This window comes from Paenibacillus sp. NRS-1760, from assembly GCF_050467785.1.
Lineage (GTDB): Bacteria > Bacillota > Bacilli > Paenibacillales > Paenibacillaceae > Pristimantibacillus.
The window spans coordinates 15,815-36,464 of the sequence record NZ_JBITPK010000013.1; the positions used below are offsets into that span (position 1 = coordinate 15,815).

A 20,650-nucleotide genomic window follows, 5' to 3' on the forward strand; every position below is an offset into this window, starting at 1 on the left:
GTTGGATATCTAAATCTCATATTGACTTTCTAAAAAAGGGCAGTTACAATGAAACCAATAAGAAACACTGTTACCAAACATAACACAACGATTCCTTACTCCCTCGGGAAGTGGGGATAACTTTTGGGGTTTTGGTAACATTGTTTCTATAATAAAACATTGTATTTAAAAGGAGAGTTGACACTTGACAATTCAAGGAAAATGGTCACTTATTACGGGAGCTTCTTCCGGTATTGGAGAGCAATTCGCGAGACAACTGGCAAAACAAGGCAGTAATTTGGTTCTCGTGGCAAGGTCTAAGAGCAAGCTTGAGAGCCTGGCATCAGAGCTCAGAAAGAAGTATGGCATCAAAGCAGAGGTTATCACAATGGATCTTGCGAAGGAGGGTGCACCTAGCGAAATATTTCAGCAATGTCGAATTTTGAAAGTGGATATTGAACTGCTGATCAACAATGCTGGCTTTGCTACACATGGTTTGTTTGAAGAAGTGTCAGGTGAGCGTCAACATGAAGAAGTTATGCTCAATGTCGCCGCTGTTGTAGATATGACCCACTTGTTCTTGCCGGACATGTTGCGCAGAAGCTCAGGTACAGTTATCAATGTTGCTTCAACCGCCGGATTTCAGCCGCTTCCCTATATGGCCGTATATGGGGCGACGAAAGCTTTTGTCTTGTCGTTTACTCAAGCGTTATATTGGGAAAACCGCGATCGCGGCATAAAATTCTTCGCACTTTGTCCCGGTTCGACGGATACCAGTTTCTTTAATGTCGTAGGAGCGGAAGAAGCCTCCGTCGGAAAGAAAGACACTCCGGAAAGAGTCGTAGAGGTTGCACTTCGTGCATTGAAGGAAGGGAAAATGTATGTCGTTCCTGGTATGCAGAACTATATCGGGGCGCAGTTAGGGCGTTTCATTACACGAAAGCAAGGTCTTCGGCTTGTTGGAAGCATGCTTCGTCCGCGCAATGGATCCAGTAATAATAGGAATTCGGGTAAACAATCTGATCTTTCAGGGAGGACAATACGATGAAAGCTATACAACTGAAAAACGGATTTGGATTTGAGGAATTAACCCTGGTGGAACTTGAAATACCAACGCCGGGTCCCCAGGAGGTGCTGATCCGCATGAGGGCAGCTTCTCTCAATTACCGGGATCTAGTGATTCTGAGCGGATTAATGCCGATCGACATCAAATTTCCTTTCATTCCAATATCAGACGGAGCGGGAGAAGTTGTAGCCGTTGGCCAAGGAGTAACAAAGTTTCAGGTTGGAGACCGAGTAGCTGGTAATTTACAACAGCAATTCATTGCCGGCAGCCCAAGAGCAAAGGTGTTAAGAGACAGTCTGGGAGGTCCGTTGAACGGAGTGGCGGCCGAGTATGTCGTTCTGAATGAAAACGGAGTCGTTCCTATTCCCGATCACCTCACGTGGGAGGAGGCTTCCACCTTGCCGATCGCAGCTTTAACCGCATGGAGCATGCTAATGGAATACGGTGGTTTGAAAGCGGGTGATACCGTGCTGCTGCAAGGAACAGGGGGTGTTTCCATCTTCGGGCTTCAGTTCTCTCTTATGGCTGGAGCGCGGGCCATCATCACATCGAGCAGCAATGCCAAGCTGGAACGAGCAAAAGCTCTTGGCGCATGGGAAACGATCAATTATTCGGAAGTTCCCGATTGGGATAAGGCGGTGTTAGAGGTGACTGGCTGCGGCGTCGATCATGTTCTGGATGTTGGCGGAGCGGCAACAATGGTAAAATCCATCAATGCGCTACGTGTTGGAGGGACCTTGAGTATGGTCGGGTTCTTAACGGGCTTGACCATTCCGGAATACGATGTCACTGGCATCTTGCAGAAAGCCGTAACTATTCGCGGCAGTCAAGTCGGCAACCGTGATCACTTTGAAAAGATGAATCGAGCGATTGCCCATCATCATTTACATCCTGTCATCGACCACGTATTCCCTCTGGATCGAATTGGAGAAGCATTCGCGCTCTTGGCTGAAGGAAAGCAATATTTCGGTAAAATCGTAGTCCAAATTTAAATCTCACTGACATGACATAGGAGGCGCTATAATGCCCAATAATCCAGTTCGTTCCGTTAAATCTAATGAAGGCTTGAATAGTCCTAAACGCCCGAGTCGTAAAGCTCGAAGAGTGGTATTATCATTGCTTGCGGTGATGCTTCTTGGAATAATCATTTTTTCACTTGTACCTTCACCTATCACACCAGCAAAATGGATCGCGCCGACGGGTCCCTCTTTTAAGGAACCTGGTCCGTGGCAACAGAACAATAAACTCAGCTCAGCTGAGCTTGTTACGGATGCCCCTAAATCTCCGGAATTCATTACGTTTGATAAAGAGGGTACGCTATATACAGGAGATTCTGACGGGAAAATTTACAAGGTTGGTTTCGATGCAGATGGCAATCCGCAAGAAGCCCAAGTATTTGCAGACACTAAAGGAACGCCTAATGGGCTTAAATTCGATGCCAATGGCGATTTGATCGTTACTGATATCCAGAAGGGACTGCTGTCTATAAACCCTTCCGGGAGCATAGAGGTATTGGCTGATCAAGTGGACGGCAAGCCGATCTATTTAGCTAACGAGCTTGATATTGCCCAGGACGGCTCAATTTATTTTTCCGATACCTCGAACTATGGCAAGGTGACATTTAAAGAAATTGCCGAGAATAAGCCGCATGGACGTTTGCTGAAGTACGATCCAATGACCAAACAGACGACCGTCCTGTTGGAAGGCCTCTATTTTGCAAACGGGGTTGCCTTGTCTGCGGATGAAGATTTTGTGCTTGTTGCGGAATCATATCATTACCAGTTGACTAGATACTGGCTCAAGGGCACAAAGAAGGGGACATCTGATATTTTTGTGGAAAATCTCGCAGGCTTCCCAGACAATATTACACGTGATGAGCATGGTCAATTCTGGGTGGGCATCTTCACGAATCGCATCTCTTTTGTAGATCAGATGCATCGCAGCCCTTGGTTGGCCGGTACCATGGCCAAATTGCCAGAATCGCTGCTTAGCGGTGCAAGCGCACCGGCGAAGCATGGGCTTGCTGCTGTGTTCAGTCCGCAGGGAGAGCTTATCGAAAGCTGGCATGATCCAGAAGGCTCACTATATGGTGTAACTACGGCTGTAAGTCATAACGGATATTTATATATAGGAACGGCACCTGGAGGCAGCCAGGGTTTACATCGCGTGCTTTTAACAAAATAATGTTGGATCCGGGAGGATGCGAAATGAAACTGGATGATTTGGAGCTATCTTGGAATGCTAAGGAGAGTCTAGCAGGAAAAGTAGCCTTGGTGACTGGCGCCAGCAGTGGCATCGGGGTATCGATTTCCAGGAAACTGGCAAAGCGTGGCGCATATGTAGCCTTAGTGGCACGCCGTCGGGAACGATTGGATGAGCTGGTTCAAGACTTGCATAAAGAAAAATTGTACGAGGTTTTGGCGGTACCTGCCGATATACAACTGGCTGAAGTTCGTGCGTTTACTTCGAAAGTTTTGCCGTTACACCCCGATGATGTTGCAGAAGCAGCACTCTATGCACTGGAGCAGCCTGAGCATGTCAACATTCCGGAACTGACTATTATGCCTTCAAGGCAATCCCAGCGGTTCAAATAAAGCGGCGTCCACTGAGATTGGTATGTACCGTGTCAAGGTACATGCCTTAAGTTTGACAATTCTGGTCATGGCAACGAACCACCACGGGAGCATGGAGGGATTTGTTACGCTAACCCAAAGAATTGAAGTTCAGTATCAGGATTTATCATAGCTCTGATGGAGAGCTCTTCGCTGGACCAAAATTGGTCAGGGGTTCAGTGAAGCGTAGACGTAGCCGAAGGTGGAGGAGCACAGCGTTTGAATCTACCGCTGAAAGCTTCATCCGGATACGCGTCGTCAGCTACAAAAATCAAGATTCATGCATCCCCCCCCCCTAAATTCCACGATAATAAAACATCGCAACCGTAAAGGAAAGCCGCTGCAAGCTGTTCGGTTGGCATCAGGCACGGTACGAAGTTAGCCAAAAAAGAGCATCTGCTTACACAATACGATTTGCTTCAACGAAAATCAGAGGTGCTCGGCGTAAAGGCATAGGGGGTCGTGGAGATCCAAAGTTGCGACCAACAAACCTTGATTGGACTCATCGTCTTTACAGGTTTCGTTTTTTTTGGAGGGTAACCTAGTGTCGAATACATCCTTCATTAATCGGTTATTGAAGTTGAAAGACATGAATGTGTTTAACACTAAAAAGCTAAAGGTTCAGGACAGGACTCTCCACTCCAATCCAAATCCGATAGTGCTCATCATGAGTACGGACCACCCTTCGGGGTGGTTTTTTTTGCTTATTAAGTGACCTATCTGACAATGGCTGCGGCATAAGGATCTATCTAGTTGAATCATAATATGAACGGGCAGAATAGCACAACAAGATAAGATTATGTTCTAATTCAATTTTACGCCTTATTATATTAAAATTACAGACTATTCCATTAGCCGTATAGTTGCTACAATCTATATTGTAACTTCCAAAGATGAAAAAAACATTCACAGTATGAACGAAATCTTTGTATGGAGGGAAACGCATGTCACAAGAAGATAAACTCGGACAAATAGTCATTCTGAACGGCAATCCGCGGGCTGGGAAGTCAAGCATTGCCACCGCGATCCAGAATATGTTTGAGGGTGTATGGATGAACGTTGGGGGCAGTCAGTTCAAGAAAATGACCCCCGAACGCTACCAGCCTGGGATCTCGCTTCGGCCAGGTGGGGAACGTCCTGAACTTGAGCCTCTAATTGTGATCCTGTATCAAGCCATGTATGAAGCCATTGCTGCACACAGCCGTCTGGGACTGAATGTCGTGGTGGATGTCTGGCATCATGATGCTTATTCGATTCCGCGGGGGATTCTTCCGAGCTGTGCCCGGATCCTGAGTGGATTGCCTGTTTTGTTTGTGGGTGTACGATGCCCATTAGAGGTTGTCATGCAGCGGCGGATCGCTACCTGGAATTCCGGTTACGAAGAGGACGGATCTGTGCCAAAGCCAGTGAGATTATGGCAGCAGGCTGTCCATATGCCTGGTAACTATGACCTGGAGGTTGACACCTCGGTGCTCAGTTCTGAAGAGTGTGCCGCTCTGATCCGCCAGCGCCTCCAAGAGTGGCCGGAGTTCCAACGTCTTGAGGTTGAGAGCAGGAACTTTTATTCATTACAATCAAGGGGGAAGCAAATGTTACAGGTAGATGTGCCCGGACAGATTATTATTTTAAACGGGACTCCGCGGTCAGGGAAGTCCAGTATTGCCACTGTGATTCAGAATACGTTCGAGGGTGTGTGGATGAACATGGGAGTCGACCGGTTCATGCAGATGACCCCAGAACGCTACCGGCCAGGGATTGGGCTTAGGCCAGGTGGGGAACGCCCCGACCTTGAGCCACTCATAGTGACCCTTTATCAAGCCATGTATGAGTCTATTGCTGCGCACAGCCGCTTGGGACTGAATGTTGTAGTTGATGTCGGTCACCACGATGCTTATTCGATCCCGCGGGGGATTCTTCCCAGCTGTGCCCGGACTCTAAGTGGACTGCCGGTTTTGTTTGTTGGTGTGCGATGCCCATTAGAGGTTGTTATGCAGCGGAGGATCGTTACTTGGAATTCCGGCTACGAAGAGGACGGATCTGTGCCAAAGCCGGTGAGATTGTGGCAGCAGGCTGTCCATATGCTTGGAATCTATGATCTGGAGGTTGACACCTCGGTGCTTAGTTCCGAAGAGTGTGCCGCCTTGATCCGCCAGCGCCTCGAAGAAGAGTCGCTGCCTTCAGCTTTCCAGCATCTTGAGGCCATGACGTAGGTGGTGGAGTACACACTCTGAAACGACTCTGAAAGAGCAACATTCGCATTATCTACCTGGTATGGCTGGGGTCAGATTACGTATGATATTAAGCCTGAACCCACGTTTCTATTCAATTATCGGGTAACGATAGTTGAAAAACACACATGTATGAGCAGTCACTACATTGGCATGCTCATTTTATTAAGCTAACGGGTACGATAGTGGAGGAACATGCTTCGCCCTTCGGGGCGTTTTTTTTGAAAAAAACCTCATTATTCCTATACAAGGACGTAATAAAATAAATCACCGCTATTTCCCCCCATTCGAGATCTATTTCTGTAACTTTTTTGAGAATTAGTTTTTTCGATTATGAGTTCTGTCATTATTCTTTTGTCCAGAGGTTATAATCCAATTTCAAATGCGATTGCCAGTTCGTTAAGAAAATCGTCAAAACTGCCATATTTATTATTGGTTTTCGGTATCGGTATCTTTTATCAGAGCCGGGGGCCATATCGCCGTCATTAACATGATCCGGTGTAATCGATAGCGTCATAGGTAGCGCTCTTGTGGTATCAACGGCAAGATGAAGCTTGTAGCCGAACCACTCGGCTTTGTTGCGGAAGGAGTCGAACTTCGCACCCCAGTTGGCATTTCCAGTCAGTTCTAATTTGCGTTTCGGTTGCTTCTTCTCATAGCTATGAATCGCTGCACTATCGACAGCCATGTGACTCCCATCGATGACTGCTTCTTGCATACAGCGTGTGACAAGATCATTAAATAGGCGCTTAGCAAGTTCTTGATTTGTCTTCTCGGCGAAGATGCGGATTAACGTCGCTACCGAAGGAGCTTCCCGATCAAGCCGAAGCCTGCAATGGTAACGGGAGCCAAGATCCACGTCCAAACGGCGATGCAGACAGGTAAATGTATCGATGTTCTCAAGCGGTGCTTGCAGTTTGTTAAAGAATACTAGGATTTCTTGGAGAATATACAAGTGACTTCACTTGCTTGGCTCGTTTTCGGGTTGGTTACTTGAAAACTTCTCCAAGTCAGGGTGAAGTCTCTTTATTATGCTCAGAAAACCTTTATAGTTCGGGGGCTTTGATTATTGCAAAATGCACCTTCATAAAAAAAGAGAAAGAGTAGAAGATAATCTATTTTTTTAATATGAACTATTGTAAGCGCTGTTATAGTTTGAGTAATATAGAGTTCAGCAAACTAATGTTGAATATAAAGGAGGAACGACCATGCGTTTCCGTCATTTTCATTCCATTGTAGCCCAACTCTTTTGGTTCTGCTTTATTGGCATGACGCTTCCCGTTCTGGTCATGGGTTTTTTGTCTTACCATAAATCGTCCTCTATCGTAGAGGAACAAGTCAGTAAGGTAGCCTCGCTTACTATTACACAGGTGAGTGACAAGCTGAACCTTTATTTCAAAAAGCTTGATGATTCGTCTATGATGCTGTTAAACAGTAAGGTCATCCACAATATTTTGAAGGAACAATCGAAAGAGAAGTTGTATGAAACCACGCTCAAGATTCAAGATGGACAAGACATTCTAACATCCATCATGATCAATTCGTCAGAAATCCTCGATATCTATATATTTGATGTGAACCGCAACAATTCGGTATTAAGTTCGGACTCCTTGGTGTCTCTGGATCAATGGGATTCCGACTGGTATAAAGCGATATTGGAAGCAAATGGTAATAGCGTTTGGTTCGGACTCTCTCAAAACTCTTATTTAAAGAAAACGGAAATGGGGTTTCCTGTATTCGGCCTTGGCCGCGCCATACGAAGCTGGGAAACCGGCGATATTATCGGCGTGATGTTCTTTGAAATTATGGGCGAGGTTCTGATCGATGAGCTTGACCGCGTTCAATTTGGGGATACGGGTTACATCTATGTCACCAATAGCGAGAACCGTTATTTCTATCATCCGGATTCCAAGCAGTATGGAAAAGAGTCCAAGCTCATCCTTCCTTCGCAAGCGACAGAATATAACAAAGACAACAAAAGCACGCTGGTGATTCCTGAACGCCTATATAACGGCTGGGATGTGGTTGGGGTTGTACCTCTCGAGGAACTAACAGCCGATTCGGCCAGTATTCGGAAATTCACGATGTGGATTGCACTTTGCTGCATCCTTTCTGCAATGGGCATGGGGTATTTCGTAACTCGTAAAATCGGTAATCCGTTAGTTAATCTGAGCCGATTGATGCGTAAAGGGGAGAACGGCGACCTGAGCGTCCGGAGCAAGAGCGTCGGCCGGAACGAAATTGGGCAGCTGGGCCGCAGTTTTAATAAAATGATCAAACAGATCGATTTGTTAATCGCCCGAATCGCCAAGGAGGAATCGGAGAAAAAAAAGGCGGAGGTACGAGCGCTCCGCTATCAAATTAACCCTCACTTTCTTTATAATACGCTGAACTCAATTAGGTGGATGGCTAAATTGAACCGAACAAATGATGTAGATAACGCCGTCACTACGCTGGTTCAAATATTAGAAGGCAGTCTTGAACGGAATGGCGTTTTTATTCCGCTCGGGGAGGAGCTTGAACTGCTCCAGAAATATATGATCATTCAGGAATACCGCTATGATAACAAAATCAGCTTAAATATCCATTGCCGAGAGGAGCTCAAAAAAATACAAATTCCCCGAATGCTGCTTCAGCCCATCGTCGAGAACGCCATTTTCCATGGGATCGCTCCAAAGGATGCAGATGGATCAATTGATATCGAAGTCGAACAAAACGGAAAAAATATCGTGGTCAAAATAACCGACGACGGTATCGGAATAGATGAGGGAAGGCTTCATCAACTGCAGATGAACGATAAAGAGCGCAGCAATAAAGGGATGACCAATATCGGGCTGAATCATGTTCATCAGACCATCCAGTTATATTACGGAAGTACATACGGTCTCAGCATCTCAAGCATCAAAAACGAAGGGACCCGGGTGCTTATTACGATTGCTGATTCAAAGGAGGAAACTTATGTACAGAGTGCTATTGGTTGATGACGAGAAGATAGCGCGAATCGGGCTTCGTACCACTTTTGATTGGGAGAGACACGGATTTACATTGGTTGGTGAAGCGTCAAACGGGCAAAACGCAATGAAATGGATTCAGAATCAAGAGATTGATATATTGATCACCGACATTGCTATGCCTGTGATGGATGGACTCGAGCTCACGCGCAAGACTAAAGAATTATGTCCTTGGGTCAAGGTGTTGCTGCTCAGCTGTCATAATGATTTCGAATATGTACGGGAAGGAATCCGGTTAGGGGCCAGCGATTACATCTTGAAGCCGACACTTAATTCGGATTCACTCATAACGGTTCTGAATCAAATGAAAAAAAAGCTTCAGGAAGAAAGCGAGAACAGACAAATCGTTCAGCAGTTTGAAGACCAACAGCTCGCTAATAAACTGAAAAAACTGGAGAAGACATTCTGCAAGGCGCTATGCGGTGACCTGGCTGCTATCGAACGAATAAAGACAGAATGCCCGGAAGAAAGCTACCGTATTGCCGCTTTGGAGATCAACGTATTTGGCAAAACGGATGCTGAAAGGAATGATCTCCTAACGGAGCTGGGAGAAGTGCTCAAACAGGTACTCTATCAAACATTTGGTTCCTTTGTGTCGGTCATGCTTCGTCCGGACTTGCTTGTGGCTGCTCTTCCTGTACACCCAAACCTGCATGTCAGGTGTTATGAGCTTATCGAGCAGTTTTCGCAGCATACCGAGTCGCACCTATTGCAAGTATCCATAGGACTCAGCGTCGTTTATGAGAATTATCTTGACCTTCAGAATGCCTCCATGGAGGCGAAGAAAATGCTCGCGGTCGGTTTCTTCCTCGGACCGTGTCGCTTGCTTGCTGCTGAGGAGCAAACGGATTCCATTTCGGCATGGCCCTATCCTTTTGCGGAAGCCTTACACGATCTCAAAGAGTCGTTAACGATGGGATTTCATTCCAGATCAGAACAAATGATAAATGAAATCATGAAGCATTGGTTACCGCAATATCGATCGAAAGAGGAAGTGCTGCAGGAGGCAGAGGAATTGCTTAGCCTGTTTGCCGTATTCAAAGACGCAGATTCTTCCATCATACGGAAAATCCGGGAGCTCGGCAGGCTGTGTTATGTCACTGAGGTCATTCAACATGTAAAAGATGGCTACCAAACAATCATGGGCGGTGAAGACTCTCCGCGGCCGGATAAAACATTGCACCAAAGGATCGTAATGGAGGCCGCTGACTATATCAAGTGCCATTATAGGGAATCGATCTCCTTGCAGGAAGTGGCTGATGCGGTAAATGTAAGCAGGAATTATTTCAGCGAAATGTTCAAACGTGTGACAGGAGAGAACTTCATCGACCACCTGATCGCCTTGCGTGTAAAGAAAGCGAAGGAGTTGCTGCAGGGATCATCGCTCAAGGTGTATGAGGTAGCCGAGCAGTCTGGTTTTAACGACGTAAAATATTTTAGCAAGCAGTTTAAAAAGATCGTAGGTGTATCTCCAGCCGAATTTCAAGGTTTGTTGCGAAAATAAAATAATGCTATTTGCGGAAAACAAGACACTCTTTCGGAATATAAACCGTTCAAACCTACTTTGACAATAAACTATAATTAAAGCGCTTACAAAATATTGTTGAATAAAAATTAGATATCTTGAGGGAAGCTCAAATGGTCTCTACTCATCATGATTATTGCTGTATCTGCTTTGATTCAAGCCTGTGGAACGGGCGGTGGTGGCAACAACGGGGTGTCTAATGGAGAAGAAGCCGGAACAAACAGTCCAAAAGAGGGGAAAGTAAAAATCAAATGGGCTACATGGGGAAATCCGGGAGAATTAACAAGGTTTCAAGATTTCACAAATGATTTTAATAAGAAGCATCCTGAAATTGAAGCGGAGTTAATCCCGATCCCGGGGGAGTACGATCAAAAAATCTTAACGCAATTGAGTGGCGGAACGGCCCCTGACATTTTTTATGCCGGTGACGCATTTATTGTTAAACTGATTGAAAACGGCAGCATTGAGGAACTCACACCGTTAATGGATGATGCAAGAAGCGCGGTTAAGAAAGAGGATTTCTTCCCGGGCCTATGGGGAGCCGCTGAGCGCGACGGCAAAATATACGGGGCCACGGTAGACAATAACCCGATGGTGCTTTGGTATAACAAGAAGGTTTTAAAGGACGCAGGCATTACTGAAATGCCCGCCGATTTGCAGATAAATGGTCAGTGGAACTGGGACGCTTTTAAGGAAATGACCGACAAAATCCGCGAAAGCGGCAAATATGGTTACGTACTTGATAATGCATGGAACAGCACACACAGTTGGGTAACCTCTAACGGCGGAAAGGTTTATGACGACAATGGCAAATATATCGGCTACACGGATCCGAAAGCGGTCGAAGCTTTCCGATTCTTATATGATAACGTCAAGAGTAAAAACATTACATTTGCCGGTACGCTTCCAAAAGGACAAGGCGGCGATGCGATGTTTATGTCCAATCAGGTTGGCTTTGTCGGCGCAGGACGCTGGTACCTTCCACTGTTCAAGAAAAACGATAGCCTCGAGTACGATATCGTCACCTGGCCGACAAATACCGGCAATAAAATCGAGCCCGCAGGTATTCCTACAGCCTATATGGTACTGAACAAGACTACCAAGCATAAAGAGGCGGCGTACACCTTCTTGTCGGAATTCGTCAATAAGGAAGGTCAAACCTATCGTCTTCAAGGAGGCGGCAATGCCGTTCCTTCGGTATCGGGAGCAGACGAAGTGGTGCTTGAAGGGAACCTTCCCGAGCATGCGCAGTTTTTCCTGGATGCTCGGGAAATCGGTTATGCATTAACTCCGTTTGAAGCGGGTATTCCCGGTCTAAGTAATGATATTAATTCCCGTTTTGAGGCGCTATGGCTGAAAAATGAGGATTTGGATACAGCAATGAAGGAAATCGAGGAATTGGCGAACAAGAAGATTGAGGAATACAAAGGAAAAAAATAAGCAGCCAGCAGTCCTTTCACAAGGAAATGGAAGGGGCCTTTCGAACATTCGGAAATCCCTTCCTTCTTACTATAATAGAAGAAAGGTGGCTTACATCGATATGAAAACGGCCGTTAATAATGGGCCCTCTCCGTCAATAGACCAAACAGATTCGAAACGTCACTTCATGAGGACGAAGACGGTGGACAGTCTTTGGGGATATTTTTTCATCTTTCCGCAAATGGTCGGTTTGGTTATCTTTTCGTTGATTCCGCTTATATTAGCTTTCGCCATCAGTCTAATGAGCTGGGACGGCTTCGGTGAACGGACCTTTGTCGGACTAGACAATTTCGTGGGGCAGTTTAAAGATCCCGATTTCAGAATCGCGCTTGTTAACACGCTATATTATACCGTTCTCACCGTACCGACCGGCATCATTCTGGCTATGCTTGTTGCTATTGGCTTAAATAAAGTAAAAGGAAAGATCCTTTACCGGCTTATTTATTTCATGCCTAACATTACGATGTCCGTAGCGGTAGCAGTCGTTTTCATGTGGCTCTTTAACGCGGATTTCGGGCTGATTAATTTATACTTAAAAGATTGGTTCGGCATTGAAGGTCCCCGTTGGCTGACAGACACGCGGTTCGTAATGCCTTCCATTGCGCTGCTTAGCATATGGATGGGACTTGGAGGCAGTATGGTGCTTTTCCTTGCCGGATTACAAGGAATATCCGCGACATATTACGAGGCTGCACAAATTGACGGCGCCAGCAAATGGCAGCAGCTGCGGCATATTACGGTTCCTTTGTTATCATCGACTACATTTTTTGTCACCATCATGTCCGTGATCGGATCTTTTCAGGTGTTTGATCAATCCTTTGTCATGACCTCGGGTGGACCGGCAAAAGCCAGTTATACACTTGTATACCATATATATGACTCGGCATTTGTTGATTTTACCTTCGGTACAAGCACATCGGCCGCTGTCACGCTGTTTGCGATGATTTTGACGCTGACCTTGCTGCAGATGAAAATATCCAAACGTTGGGTTCATTACGAAGAATAAGGATGACCGGGAAGGAGAAAACTCATGAATTCGAAAAAGCTTCAACCCTCTACGATGGTGCTTCATGTCGTGCTGATCATTGGGGCCTGCGTCATGGGGCTGCCTTTCCTATGGATGATACTCAGTGCGCTAAAAGATTTGTCCCAAGTATTCGTCGTTCCGCCTAAATGGATTCCTGAACCGTTCGTATGGTCCAATTTCAAAACTTCGTTGACGGCCTTGCCTTTCGGGCGAGCTTACTTTAACAGCTTCTATATTAATGTCATCGTCGTATTCGCGCAGCTGATAACATGCTCAATGGCTGCATACGCTTTCGCCAAAATCCGGTTCCCATTCCGGGAACCGCTGTTCATATTGTTTCTGGCAACGATGATGGTGCCCGGACAAGTGACAATCATCCCGCTGTACTTGATGATGAAAAATTTCGGCTGGCTCGATACGCATCAGTCGATCATCGTGCCTGCTGCTTTATTAAATGCCTTTGGCGTTTTTCTGCTCCGCCAATTTTTTAGAGGCATCCCGAAGGAAATGGAAGAGGCAGCCATTGTGGATGGTGCCAATCGCTTTACGATCTATACGCGCATCATGCTTCCGCTAGTCAAGCCTGCGCTTTCAGCACTCGGCATATTCACTTTTCTGGGCATGTGGAACAATTTCTTTTATCCGCTTATCTTTCTCAACAGCCCGGAGCAATTTACGGTACCTATGATGCTGAATCTATACCGCGGCATGTATGCGACGGACTGGACGCTGATGATGGCTGGTGCTTCAATCGCTCTGCTCCCGGTATTGGTCGTTTACATGATCGGACAACGTTATATTATTGAAGGGGTAACACTGTCCGGCATAAAAGGATAAAACGATCATAAAAAACGGGTTGAGACCTAAGAGACCTCCATCCGTTTCCTTATCATACAGCGATGTCCGTGAACCCTGTATTATAGAATTATTTGTTATTAGCAGCTTTTACTTTTTTCAGCTCTTCGTCATAACGCATCGTAATGTACTTTCGGCTGATATCTTCAACTTCTTTTACAAATTGCCAAACCTCTTGTCCGCTTTTTATGCTTCACATAAGCATTATAAGTTGCTTCAGCTTCATCGTGGCCATACAGGTTGTGGTATTCCGTATGCAGTTTCTTCTCTCCGTTATCTATTACGTTGACGAACCTATAATTCTTAGTATTTTTATATATTGTTACACAACATATGTGGGCATCCGTTTCTTAGGAACGAAGATGTCCATTTTTTTTGTGAAGATAAAGTTGAGTGGAGGGAAAGATATGGCTTCGTTTTTCCATACATACTGTCCGGAGGGGATCAGCAGCGAGTATCGACTGAATGTATACTAGTAGGTATTTTTCTTTTTTAGCATTAGACTATTTATATGATATCTTCAAGCGAAGGGACTAATAAAATAATTCCTTTGACTGTACATATTAGATAGAGAGGGAGTTGATGAATATGAGTGAACAAGAGCAAGAGGCCTTTCAATTGCCGTTAGTCCATAACGCAGGAGACTTTGTCATCCAAGCTGGGTTTGTGCTCGGGCCCAGGCAAATTGACGATTTTGAATTAGTCTACTTTCCCGATGGTACCCAAACGGAATATGAGATAGGCGGAAGCCTATTTGTTCTTAATGAGCCATGCTTCATATTCACACGCCCAGGTGACTGGCATACCTACCGGTTCGCGCCGGAAAAAAACGTACGGCATTTGTTTGTGCATTTTGATTATGCCTCACTGCGGAATGCGGACGAACGATTCGTGGCCTTGCTCCGAGAAGGGCATATGTTCCTGGCAGGGCGCCATATGCTCGTAACTGGCTTAATGGAGAAAATACTTTGGATTGCGAATCACCAGCCTGCGTATTGGCGGAGAAGGCTTGCCGTTTTGATTTCCGCCTCTCTAGAAGAACTATCGTCCTTTTCCTCACAAGTTGCGGAAGGGGAAGCCATTCCCTTGCCTATTCCTGTTCAACACGCGATTACCTATATGGAAGAGCATTTGACCGATCCTGTAAAGATTGAAGAAATCGCAGCGATATCGGGCTGGTCACATGAATACTTCACACGAATGTTTGTCGCTACCACGGGCATGTCCCCCAAACGGATGCTGCTCGAATTACGGTTTCGCCGTGCTGAGATATTGATGATGAGGGGCACCGGCACAGTAAAACAGATTGCCTATTCGGTAGGCTTCGGTGATGAACACCATTTCTCAAAAATGTATAAAAAAGTTCGTGGAATAACGGCATCGGATTACATAAAAAGGTGCCAGGATCCCTTATTTCGCCACACGGTATCCGTATTGGACCCATACACGCCTTATCCTTTAAATCGAAATATTTTGGTGAATTCCTTGGTCAAATAAACACATCATTTGCCTGTTTTAGACTATGGAGAGTGCTGCCTTATCACGCTAAAATTAGGGGGTAGGCATATAAATCGAGGGAGTGAACTGGTTATGGGGAAGTTTTATATACCTAAATCACGTGCGAGGGATAACCGCTATTTAGTAAGCGTGAAGGATTATTCCCACTATCACAGAGAAGGCTACTTAATTGTCAGAAACTTATTGTCAAAAGAAGACATCGACGAGTTATATGAATTAGCAGAGCAATCAAGGCTTAATAGCCTTCAGCTGGATAATCAGGCAGATCGTGATAGTAAGGACCCTCTCAAGGAGGAATTTGCAAAGGCGACACGAATTCACATGATGTCTCGTTTCAGCGGAGCAGCGGAGAGGGGCATGCTTAACCCTCGAATAGTCGATGTTACAGAGGCATTGGTCGGGCCGGATGTATACGCCCTTCAGTCCATGCTTTTCTTAAATCCTCCTGGAAAAGGCGGTCAAGGCTGGCATCAGGATGCATGCTATATTAAGACGCATCCGGATACGTTAATCGGAGCGTGGATCGCCTTAGAGGAAGCAGATGAAGAAAATGGCTGCTTATGGGTTGTCCCCGGTTCGAACCACGAGCCCATATATCCTCCTGATGGTGTTGGAGGAGGAAATGTGCACGCGGTGGATGCATTCGAGGATTTGAATGGTGTGCAGAATGTGAGCCATCTAGACGATAATGTGAATACGCTATCTAAGGTTGTCGCAAACTATCCTCCTGCCATACCCGTTCGGCTAAGTCCTGGAGATGTTTTATTTTTCCATTCGCATCTACTTCATCGCTCTTATCCGAATCGTACCCAGGATCGCTACCGTCGCTCATTCGTTTGCCATTATTGCAATGCACGTTCTTGGGTTCCATGGGACCATGATGGATTCGAAGGTCATTCAGGGAATTACCGTCAAATTCTCGTCCGCGGAAACACAAACCTCCCTTATGCTGAGCCAGCATTTGGAACTGAGGTTTATTTGGCAGACGGAGAAGAAGAATCGAGCAGCATTACAATGATGGGGATGGATAATGGTATGATGATGCCAATTGGAACGGAAAAAGACGAATAAGCAGTTTTGATATATGAATTGTATACTGCTATAGAGTTCGCTGCTTCCTTTGATTCAAAGATTCTACACAATTATTCTACACAGTGAAAGTGTTTGTTCTGGATCAGATTGACCGTGAATTGACCGATTTTGTTAGCTTGGCGGTTCCAACCCTAATCAAATAAATAAAATCCAGTCGCCTCAAGCGGGTTCATAGCTTGGGCGACTGCTTTGTGTAAACATCTATACATATCAATCTTTTCTGCCTATTGGGCATGAAAGAAGCATATCGCTATCATTTTATAAATTCCAACAGCCCAATTCGACTGTTCGTAACAGCAGCTTACGCAATAATGGAGATGATGGCATCGCTGTGTAGACGAGTAAAGTCAATGGCGCGTCAGCGGTTGTCATACCACATCATTGAGAACAACTGGGGTGCAGCAGCCGTTTTATTCTTTGGAGGAGGAGGACGCAAGTCAACAAATAATGTAATCAGCGACACTTTAGAAGGTACCGGAATCAGAATGAATACCGTGTTCCCTGATTACCCACTTTCAGAACAATGCCGGCATTCTCTTACCGGATACGATTAATAGTAGTGACATAAGTAACATCAATGGTACTGGGCTTGACGGAATTTTAACCTTACGATTCACATTGCCGCATAAAGGAGCAGCTATTTACACATATACCGGCAATGGGTATGCAACGTTTAAATCTGACAACGAGAATATCGCTAATCCTAACGTGAATTACATTCAACAAGGCTTTGGATTGATCATTCAATAAAATAGCATTTGAAGGGACAACAAGAAACAGGTATATTACCAATTGCACTCTTTTTGAGTCCACCTTTCGAGGTGGCTTTTTTATGCTGCACTAGACTTCTAGCATGACTAGATACTGAAATTTTACTGCGGGGTGTGTAGAGACTACAACTACTAGCAGTAGAACCCTAAGGTATATCAACCCTACGGGTTAACCCAGATACTTCTTTGGAGACAAAATATAGATCGATATAGTCATCGTAAGACTATAAAAGTAAGGGTGATCCATTATCCACTGCAAATGATTATGATAACATTTTTAATGTAAGCGGTATCATTTTGGAATTTAAAATCCATGATACCCTATAACATAATTTGAAGGGGCGAGAACAGGATGAGAAGTAAGCTTACAGCATCATTTTTTTATTATGTAATGGGTTTTAGTTTCATCGTAATGCTAGTTGTGGTGTTCAGCACACCTACGTCTGCGTATGCGGCTAATTATTACGTAAGTAATAATGCCTGCAGCAATGAGAACACGGGGAACTCCGGAACGCTCACGGCTGGGAATGAAGGTCCTTGGTGTGATTTTACGAATGTGAATGCCAAGACTTTTGCAGCAGGTGACGCAATTTTTCTTGAGCGGGGAGGCAGTTGGACGCAAGAGTTCAAGCCTGCGGGAGGTACAGGAACGCCAAGCAGTTGGATAGTTGTCGATGCCTACGGCACAGGTGATCGTCCTGTCATTCGTGGCAACAACAACGCGACGGATAAGACGCTTACGTTATTGAATGCTGATTACTGGGAAGTTCGCAATTTGGAGTTCAGTCATGCAGGCATAGGACCGCAGTTTCTGTACTCGACAACCGGCCATCAAGGCATTGTTTTCCGAAACAATTATATCCATAGCATGGTAGGAGGTCCTAATGCGATCGCGGTGCAAGTCCGAAGTGCTGATATCGCGGCTACTCCGGCTTCAGGGCAGTGGCTAGTGAAGGATGTAGAGATTTCGCATAACGAGATCGGCCCAACGACCTCTTATGGAATTGTTGTCATGCACAATAACTCTGCAGCACCGACGAGCACATTCCAAAACGTACTAGTTAAAAACAACGATCTGCATGATATTTCTGCCAAAGCTCTCGTATTTATGAGTACAAAAAATTCGTATTGGATTGACAATCGGATAGACAAAGCTGCCAATGCCAATCAGAGTGGTGGAACGACGGCAAGCTTTCTATTCGGGACTCAGAATATGACAATTGCCAATAATCTTTTCTTAAATACACCAAATACGGGATCGACAGATCAGTCGGCTATCGACAATGAAGGGAAAAATGACTCCAATAAATTCCGAGGCAATTATTTTGCCAATAACTTCGGTGGAGCTTTGGAGTGGCTTCTATGTAATTGTGTCGTTCCGGACAGGTTCGGTACGGATTTTAATAGCAACAACGAGGTGTTAGGCAACACGTTTGTTCGTAACGGTGCAGGGGCCATTTGGGCAACGAGCGATACGGGGCAATCCACAGGAACAATAAAAGACAGCCTATTCTTCGAGAATGAATTTATTATGGATGAAAGTAAATTTATCGAATGGTCGGAAATATCGAATAATGTTTTCATTCCGGCCGCTAGCAAGATCAATAATGCTGCGAACGAGTTTGGAGCGACAGGAGCCACAGGAAACTGGTCATACCAATTATTTGACGGAAATAGCTACGCGAGCTTGATGTATGACCTGTCGGAGAACTGGTACGGGACTGCTGGCGGTCATATTTCACAGTTTAATCTAAGCGCTTCCGATTCAGCGGACCATTGGATCTCTAACGTGTGGACAGCTCCATATAATGGCGTGATTAGTATCCGAGGGCAAGTATTTAAGAATGAAATCGGTGGTGACGGTGCACTAGCCCGCGTGACCAAAAACGGTCAAGTCATTTGGCCAACCGGTAATGCTGCGCAGTTAATCGCATCCGACGATTTGGCAGGATACGCGACGAATTTGGATGCGATCTCTGTTACTCAGAACGATGTTATACGGTTTGAAGTTAATAATGGCGGGACAAGCGCAATCCATGATGTGATCAGTTGGGCACCTACAGTAGCTTTTACGAATGGCGGACATGATTCTGCAAGTGATTCCGTGGTGCCTGGTGCCATTACAGATCTTGTGATAAGTTCCATCGATCATAATAAAGCGGTATTAGCTTGGACGGCATCAGGAAGGGATGGGGTAACAGGTACGGCGAATCGTTATGATATCCGCTACTCGACCTCGCCGATTACCGATGTGAATTGGTCAAGTGCTACGAGACTGGGGAATAGACCATTCCCTGAATCGTCGGGAACTTCACAGTCCGTTACCGTGCCTTTTTTAACGGCTGACAGCCTTTATTATTTTGCGATGAAAACAGTGAACGATATTCCTAATGAATCTCTCCTATCCAACGTGGCAAGCGCTTCAACACTAGCCGATATTACTGAACTCGTTAATCCCGGGTTTGAATATGGGATAGCGCCATGGGCGGCGCAAGGGGCGTCCATTGATGTGAGCAATGTTTATGCACATTCGGGAAATTATTCACTTTGGGCCTTTAATCGTACGGATACATGGGCTGGAGCCAATCAAGACATTACAAGCTTACTTAATGTGAATGGACAAGGATCGTATTCCTTTGGGACATGGGCGAAGTTCGCTGACAGCTCTGCTGGGGGATTCGTAACGCTTAATATTACAGATAGCGCAGGGTCACGATGGTATACGGCACCTATCACGATGATAAGCAATGATCATTTTACTGAAATTTTAGGCGTGGAAAATATTACATGGACAGGCACGGTTAGCAGCGCAATCATGTACTTTCAGTCAGATGGTTCGCTGGATGATGTCTATTTAGATGATTTCTTTATTAACAAGGTTACGCAAACCAGCAATGAATCAACACTTGTAGGTGACGATCAGGTATACAGCGGGGCAGAATTTGGGCTGACGTATGGGCTGAAAGATTTTAACGTGAATGGGTTTGAAAACATCTACGCGCAGGATCTGATTATTACATTCGATCCTGCCAAGCTGGATTTTATCGATGCCATTTCTTTGAAGTCAGGATTTGCTGTGCTTAGCCGTCAGGTAGTTGAACCTGGGAAAGTAAGATTGATTGCAGCAGCACAAGGGACTGGTTTTGCACCTAACGGAGATTGGTTGAAATTCACGTTCAAAGCTAAGCCCTCGACTCAGATCACTGAGTCAGTCACTGCCTTGAGCGGTATTGTGGTTGCAAACAGCCAAGGAGACGAGTTTGAAGTGGATGGCGTTTCTCATAAGGTCCATATTCAAAAACGAGGCGATTTAAATGCCGATAGCAGGATTAGTATAGGTGACCTTGCTATAGTTGGCTCCTATTATGGGAAAACGTCTGCAGATGCGAACTGGAAAAGTACCTACATGAAGGCGGATTACAATCAAGATCATGTGATTGATATAGCGGATATGTCTGCTATATCACAGCTAATATTAAACTGAAATG

Annotated in this window: 13 protein-coding genes and 1 pseudogene; 13 read left to right on the forward strand and 1 reads right to left on the reverse strand. The window is 45.3% G+C overall.

Going from position 1 to position 20,650, the window contains the following annotated elements; translation table 11 throughout:
• Window positions 1–184 precede the first annotated feature (184 nt).
• The 5 genes from ACIFSR_RS15760 to ACIFSR_RS15780 all read left to right on the forward strand — a co-directional run bounded on the left by ACIFSR_RS15760 (window position 185) and on the right by ACIFSR_RS15780 (window position 5,867).
• On the forward strand, window positions 185–1,027 hold the full coding sequence (locus ACIFSR_RS15760) for an SDR family NAD(P)-dependent oxidoreductase (protein WP_430058162.1): 843 nt from the start codon (window positions 185–187) through the stop codon (window positions 1,025–1,027).
• The gene (locus ACIFSR_RS15765; protein WP_430058164.1) at window positions 1,024–2,037 is read left to right on the forward strand and encodes a zinc-dependent alcohol dehydrogenase family protein; all 1,014 of its coding nucleotides are present in this window, start codon (window positions 1,024–1,026) and stop codon (window positions 2,035–2,037) included. Before ACIFSR_RS15760 ends, ACIFSR_RS15765 begins: the two co-directional genes overlap by 4 nt.
• Before the next feature lie 31 nt (window positions 2,038–2,068).
• On the forward strand, window positions 2,069–3,229 hold the full coding sequence (locus tag ACIFSR_RS15770; RefSeq protein ID WP_430058167.1) for an SMP-30/gluconolactonase/LRE family protein: 1,161 nt from the start codon (window positions 2,069–2,071) through the stop codon (window positions 3,227–3,229).
• A gap of 23 nt (window positions 3,230–3,252) precedes the next feature.
• The gene (locus tag ACIFSR_RS15775) at window positions 3,253–3,639 is read left to right on the forward strand and encodes an SDR family NAD(P)-dependent oxidoreductase (RefSeq protein WP_430058169.1); all 387 of its coding nucleotides are present in this window, start codon (window positions 3,253–3,255) and stop codon (window positions 3,637–3,639) included.
• 962 nt (window positions 3,640–4,601) lie between these two features.
• On the forward strand, window positions 4,602–5,867 hold the full coding sequence (locus ACIFSR_RS15780; RefSeq protein ID WP_430058171.1) for a chloramphenicol phosphotransferase CPT family protein: 1,266 nt from the start codon (window positions 4,602–4,604) through the stop codon (window positions 5,865–5,867).
• Window positions 5,868–6,348: 481 nt separating this feature from the next.
• On the opposite strand, the pseudogene ACIFSR_RS15785 reads toward ACIFSR_RS15780, so the two are convergent.
• A pseudogene (locus ACIFSR_RS15785) lies at window positions 6,349–6,801 on the reverse strand (transposase); the annotation flags it as partial.
• 292 nt (window positions 6,802–7,093) lie between these two features.
• Here ACIFSR_RS15785 and ACIFSR_RS15790 point away from each other — a divergent pair.
• The 8 genes from ACIFSR_RS15790 (at window position 7,094) to ACIFSR_RS15825 (ending at window position 20,646) form a co-directional block, all read left to right on the forward strand.
• Window positions 7,094–8,866 carry a cache domain-containing sensor histidine kinase gene (locus ACIFSR_RS15790; protein ID WP_430058174.1) on the forward strand — a complete coding sequence of 591 codons (1,773 nt, stop codon included), beginning with the start codon at window positions 7,094–7,096 and terminating at the stop codon, window positions 8,864–8,866.
• Window positions 8,844–10,400, forward strand: coding sequence for a response regulator transcription factor (locus ACIFSR_RS15795; protein ID WP_430058176.1), 1,557 nt, complete (start codon window positions 8,844–8,846; stop codon window positions 10,398–10,400). The genes ACIFSR_RS15790 and ACIFSR_RS15795 overlap by 23 nt, the downstream gene beginning before the upstream one ends.
• Before the next feature lie 150 nt (window positions 10,401–10,550).
• The gene (locus tag ACIFSR_RS15800; RefSeq protein ID WP_430058179.1) at window positions 10,551–11,861 is read left to right on the forward strand and encodes an ABC transporter substrate-binding protein; all 1,311 of its coding nucleotides are present in this window, start codon (window positions 10,551–10,553) and stop codon (window positions 11,859–11,861) included.
• Window positions 11,862–12,027: 166 nt separating this feature from the next.
• Window positions 12,028–12,906: a carbohydrate ABC transporter permease gene (locus ACIFSR_RS15805; protein WP_076266068.1), complete on the forward strand. Its 879-nt coding sequence runs from the start codon at window positions 12,028–12,030 to the stop codon at window positions 12,904–12,906.
• Between the two features lie 24 nt (window positions 12,907–12,930).
• Window positions 12,931–13,764 (forward strand): carbohydrate ABC transporter permease, encoded by an 834-nt coding sequence (locus ACIFSR_RS15810; protein ID WP_076265461.1) that lies wholly within the window; start codon window positions 12,931–12,933, stop codon window positions 13,762–13,764.
• Window positions 13,765–14,370: 606 nt separating this feature from the next.
• Window positions 14,371–15,279: a helix-turn-helix domain-containing protein gene (locus ACIFSR_RS15815; protein ID WP_430058182.1), complete on the forward strand. Its 909-nt coding sequence runs from the start codon at window positions 14,371–14,373 to the stop codon at window positions 15,277–15,279.
• 93 nt (window positions 15,280–15,372) lie between these two features.
• Complete coding sequence (locus tag ACIFSR_RS15820) at window positions 15,373–16,371, forward strand: phytanoyl-CoA dioxygenase family protein (protein WP_430058184.1); 999 nt, start codon at window positions 15,373–15,375, stop codon at window positions 16,369–16,371.
• A 1,143-nt stretch (window positions 16,372–17,514) separates the two neighbouring features.
• Window positions 17,515–20,646 carry a carbohydrate binding domain-containing protein gene (locus tag ACIFSR_RS15825; protein WP_430058187.1) on the forward strand — a complete coding sequence of 1,044 codons (3,132 nt, stop codon included), beginning with the start codon at window positions 17,515–17,517 and terminating at the stop codon, window positions 20,644–20,646.
• Window positions 20,647–20,650 lie beyond the last annotated feature (4 nt).

What these genes read in the sequence shown, in the direction of transcription:
- ACIFSR_RS15765 (WP_430058164.1), top strand. Translation starts at nt 1,024, where the DNA reads ATGAAAGCTATACAACTGAAAAACGGATTTGGATTTGAGGAATTAACC.
- ACIFSR_RS15770 (WP_430058167.1), top strand. Translation starts at nt 2,069, where the DNA reads ATGCCCAATAATCCAGTTCGTTCCGTTAAATCTAATGAAGGCTTGAAT.
- ACIFSR_RS15775 (WP_430058169.1), top strand. Translation starts at nt 3,253, where the DNA reads ATGAAACTGGATGATTTGGAGCTATCTTGGAATGCTAAGGAGAGTCTA.
- ACIFSR_RS15780 (WP_430058171.1), top strand. Translation starts at nt 4,602, where the DNA reads ATGTCACAAGAAGATAAACTCGGACAAATAGTCATTCTGAACGGCAAT.
- ACIFSR_RS15790 (WP_430058174.1), top strand. Translation starts at nt 7,094, where the DNA reads ATGCGTTTCCGTCATTTTCATTCCATTGTAGCCCAACTCTTTTGGTTC.
- ACIFSR_RS15795 (WP_430058176.1), top strand. Translation starts at nt 8,844, where the DNA reads ATGTACAGAGTGCTATTGGTTGATGACGAGAAGATAGCGCGAATCGGG.
- ACIFSR_RS15800 (WP_430058179.1), top strand. Translation starts at nt 10,551, where the DNA reads ATGATTATTGCTGTATCTGCTTTGATTCAAGCCTGTGGAACGGGCGGT.
- ACIFSR_RS15805 (WP_076266068.1), top strand. Translation starts at nt 12,028, where the DNA reads ATGAGGACGAAGACGGTGGACAGTCTTTGGGGATATTTTTTCATCTTT.
- ACIFSR_RS15810 (WP_076265461.1), top strand. Translation starts at nt 12,931, where the DNA reads ATGAATTCGAAAAAGCTTCAACCCTCTACGATGGTGCTTCATGTCGTG.
- ACIFSR_RS15815 (WP_430058182.1), top strand. Translation starts at nt 14,371, where the DNA reads ATGAGTGAACAAGAGCAAGAGGCCTTTCAATTGCCGTTAGTCCATAAC.
- ACIFSR_RS15820 (WP_430058184.1), top strand. Translation starts at nt 15,373, where the DNA reads ATGGGGAAGTTTTATATACCTAAATCACGTGCGAGGGATAACCGCTAT.
- ACIFSR_RS15825 (WP_430058187.1), top strand. Translation starts at nt 17,515, where the DNA reads ATGAGAAGTAAGCTTACAGCATCATTTTTTTATTATGTAATGGGTTTT.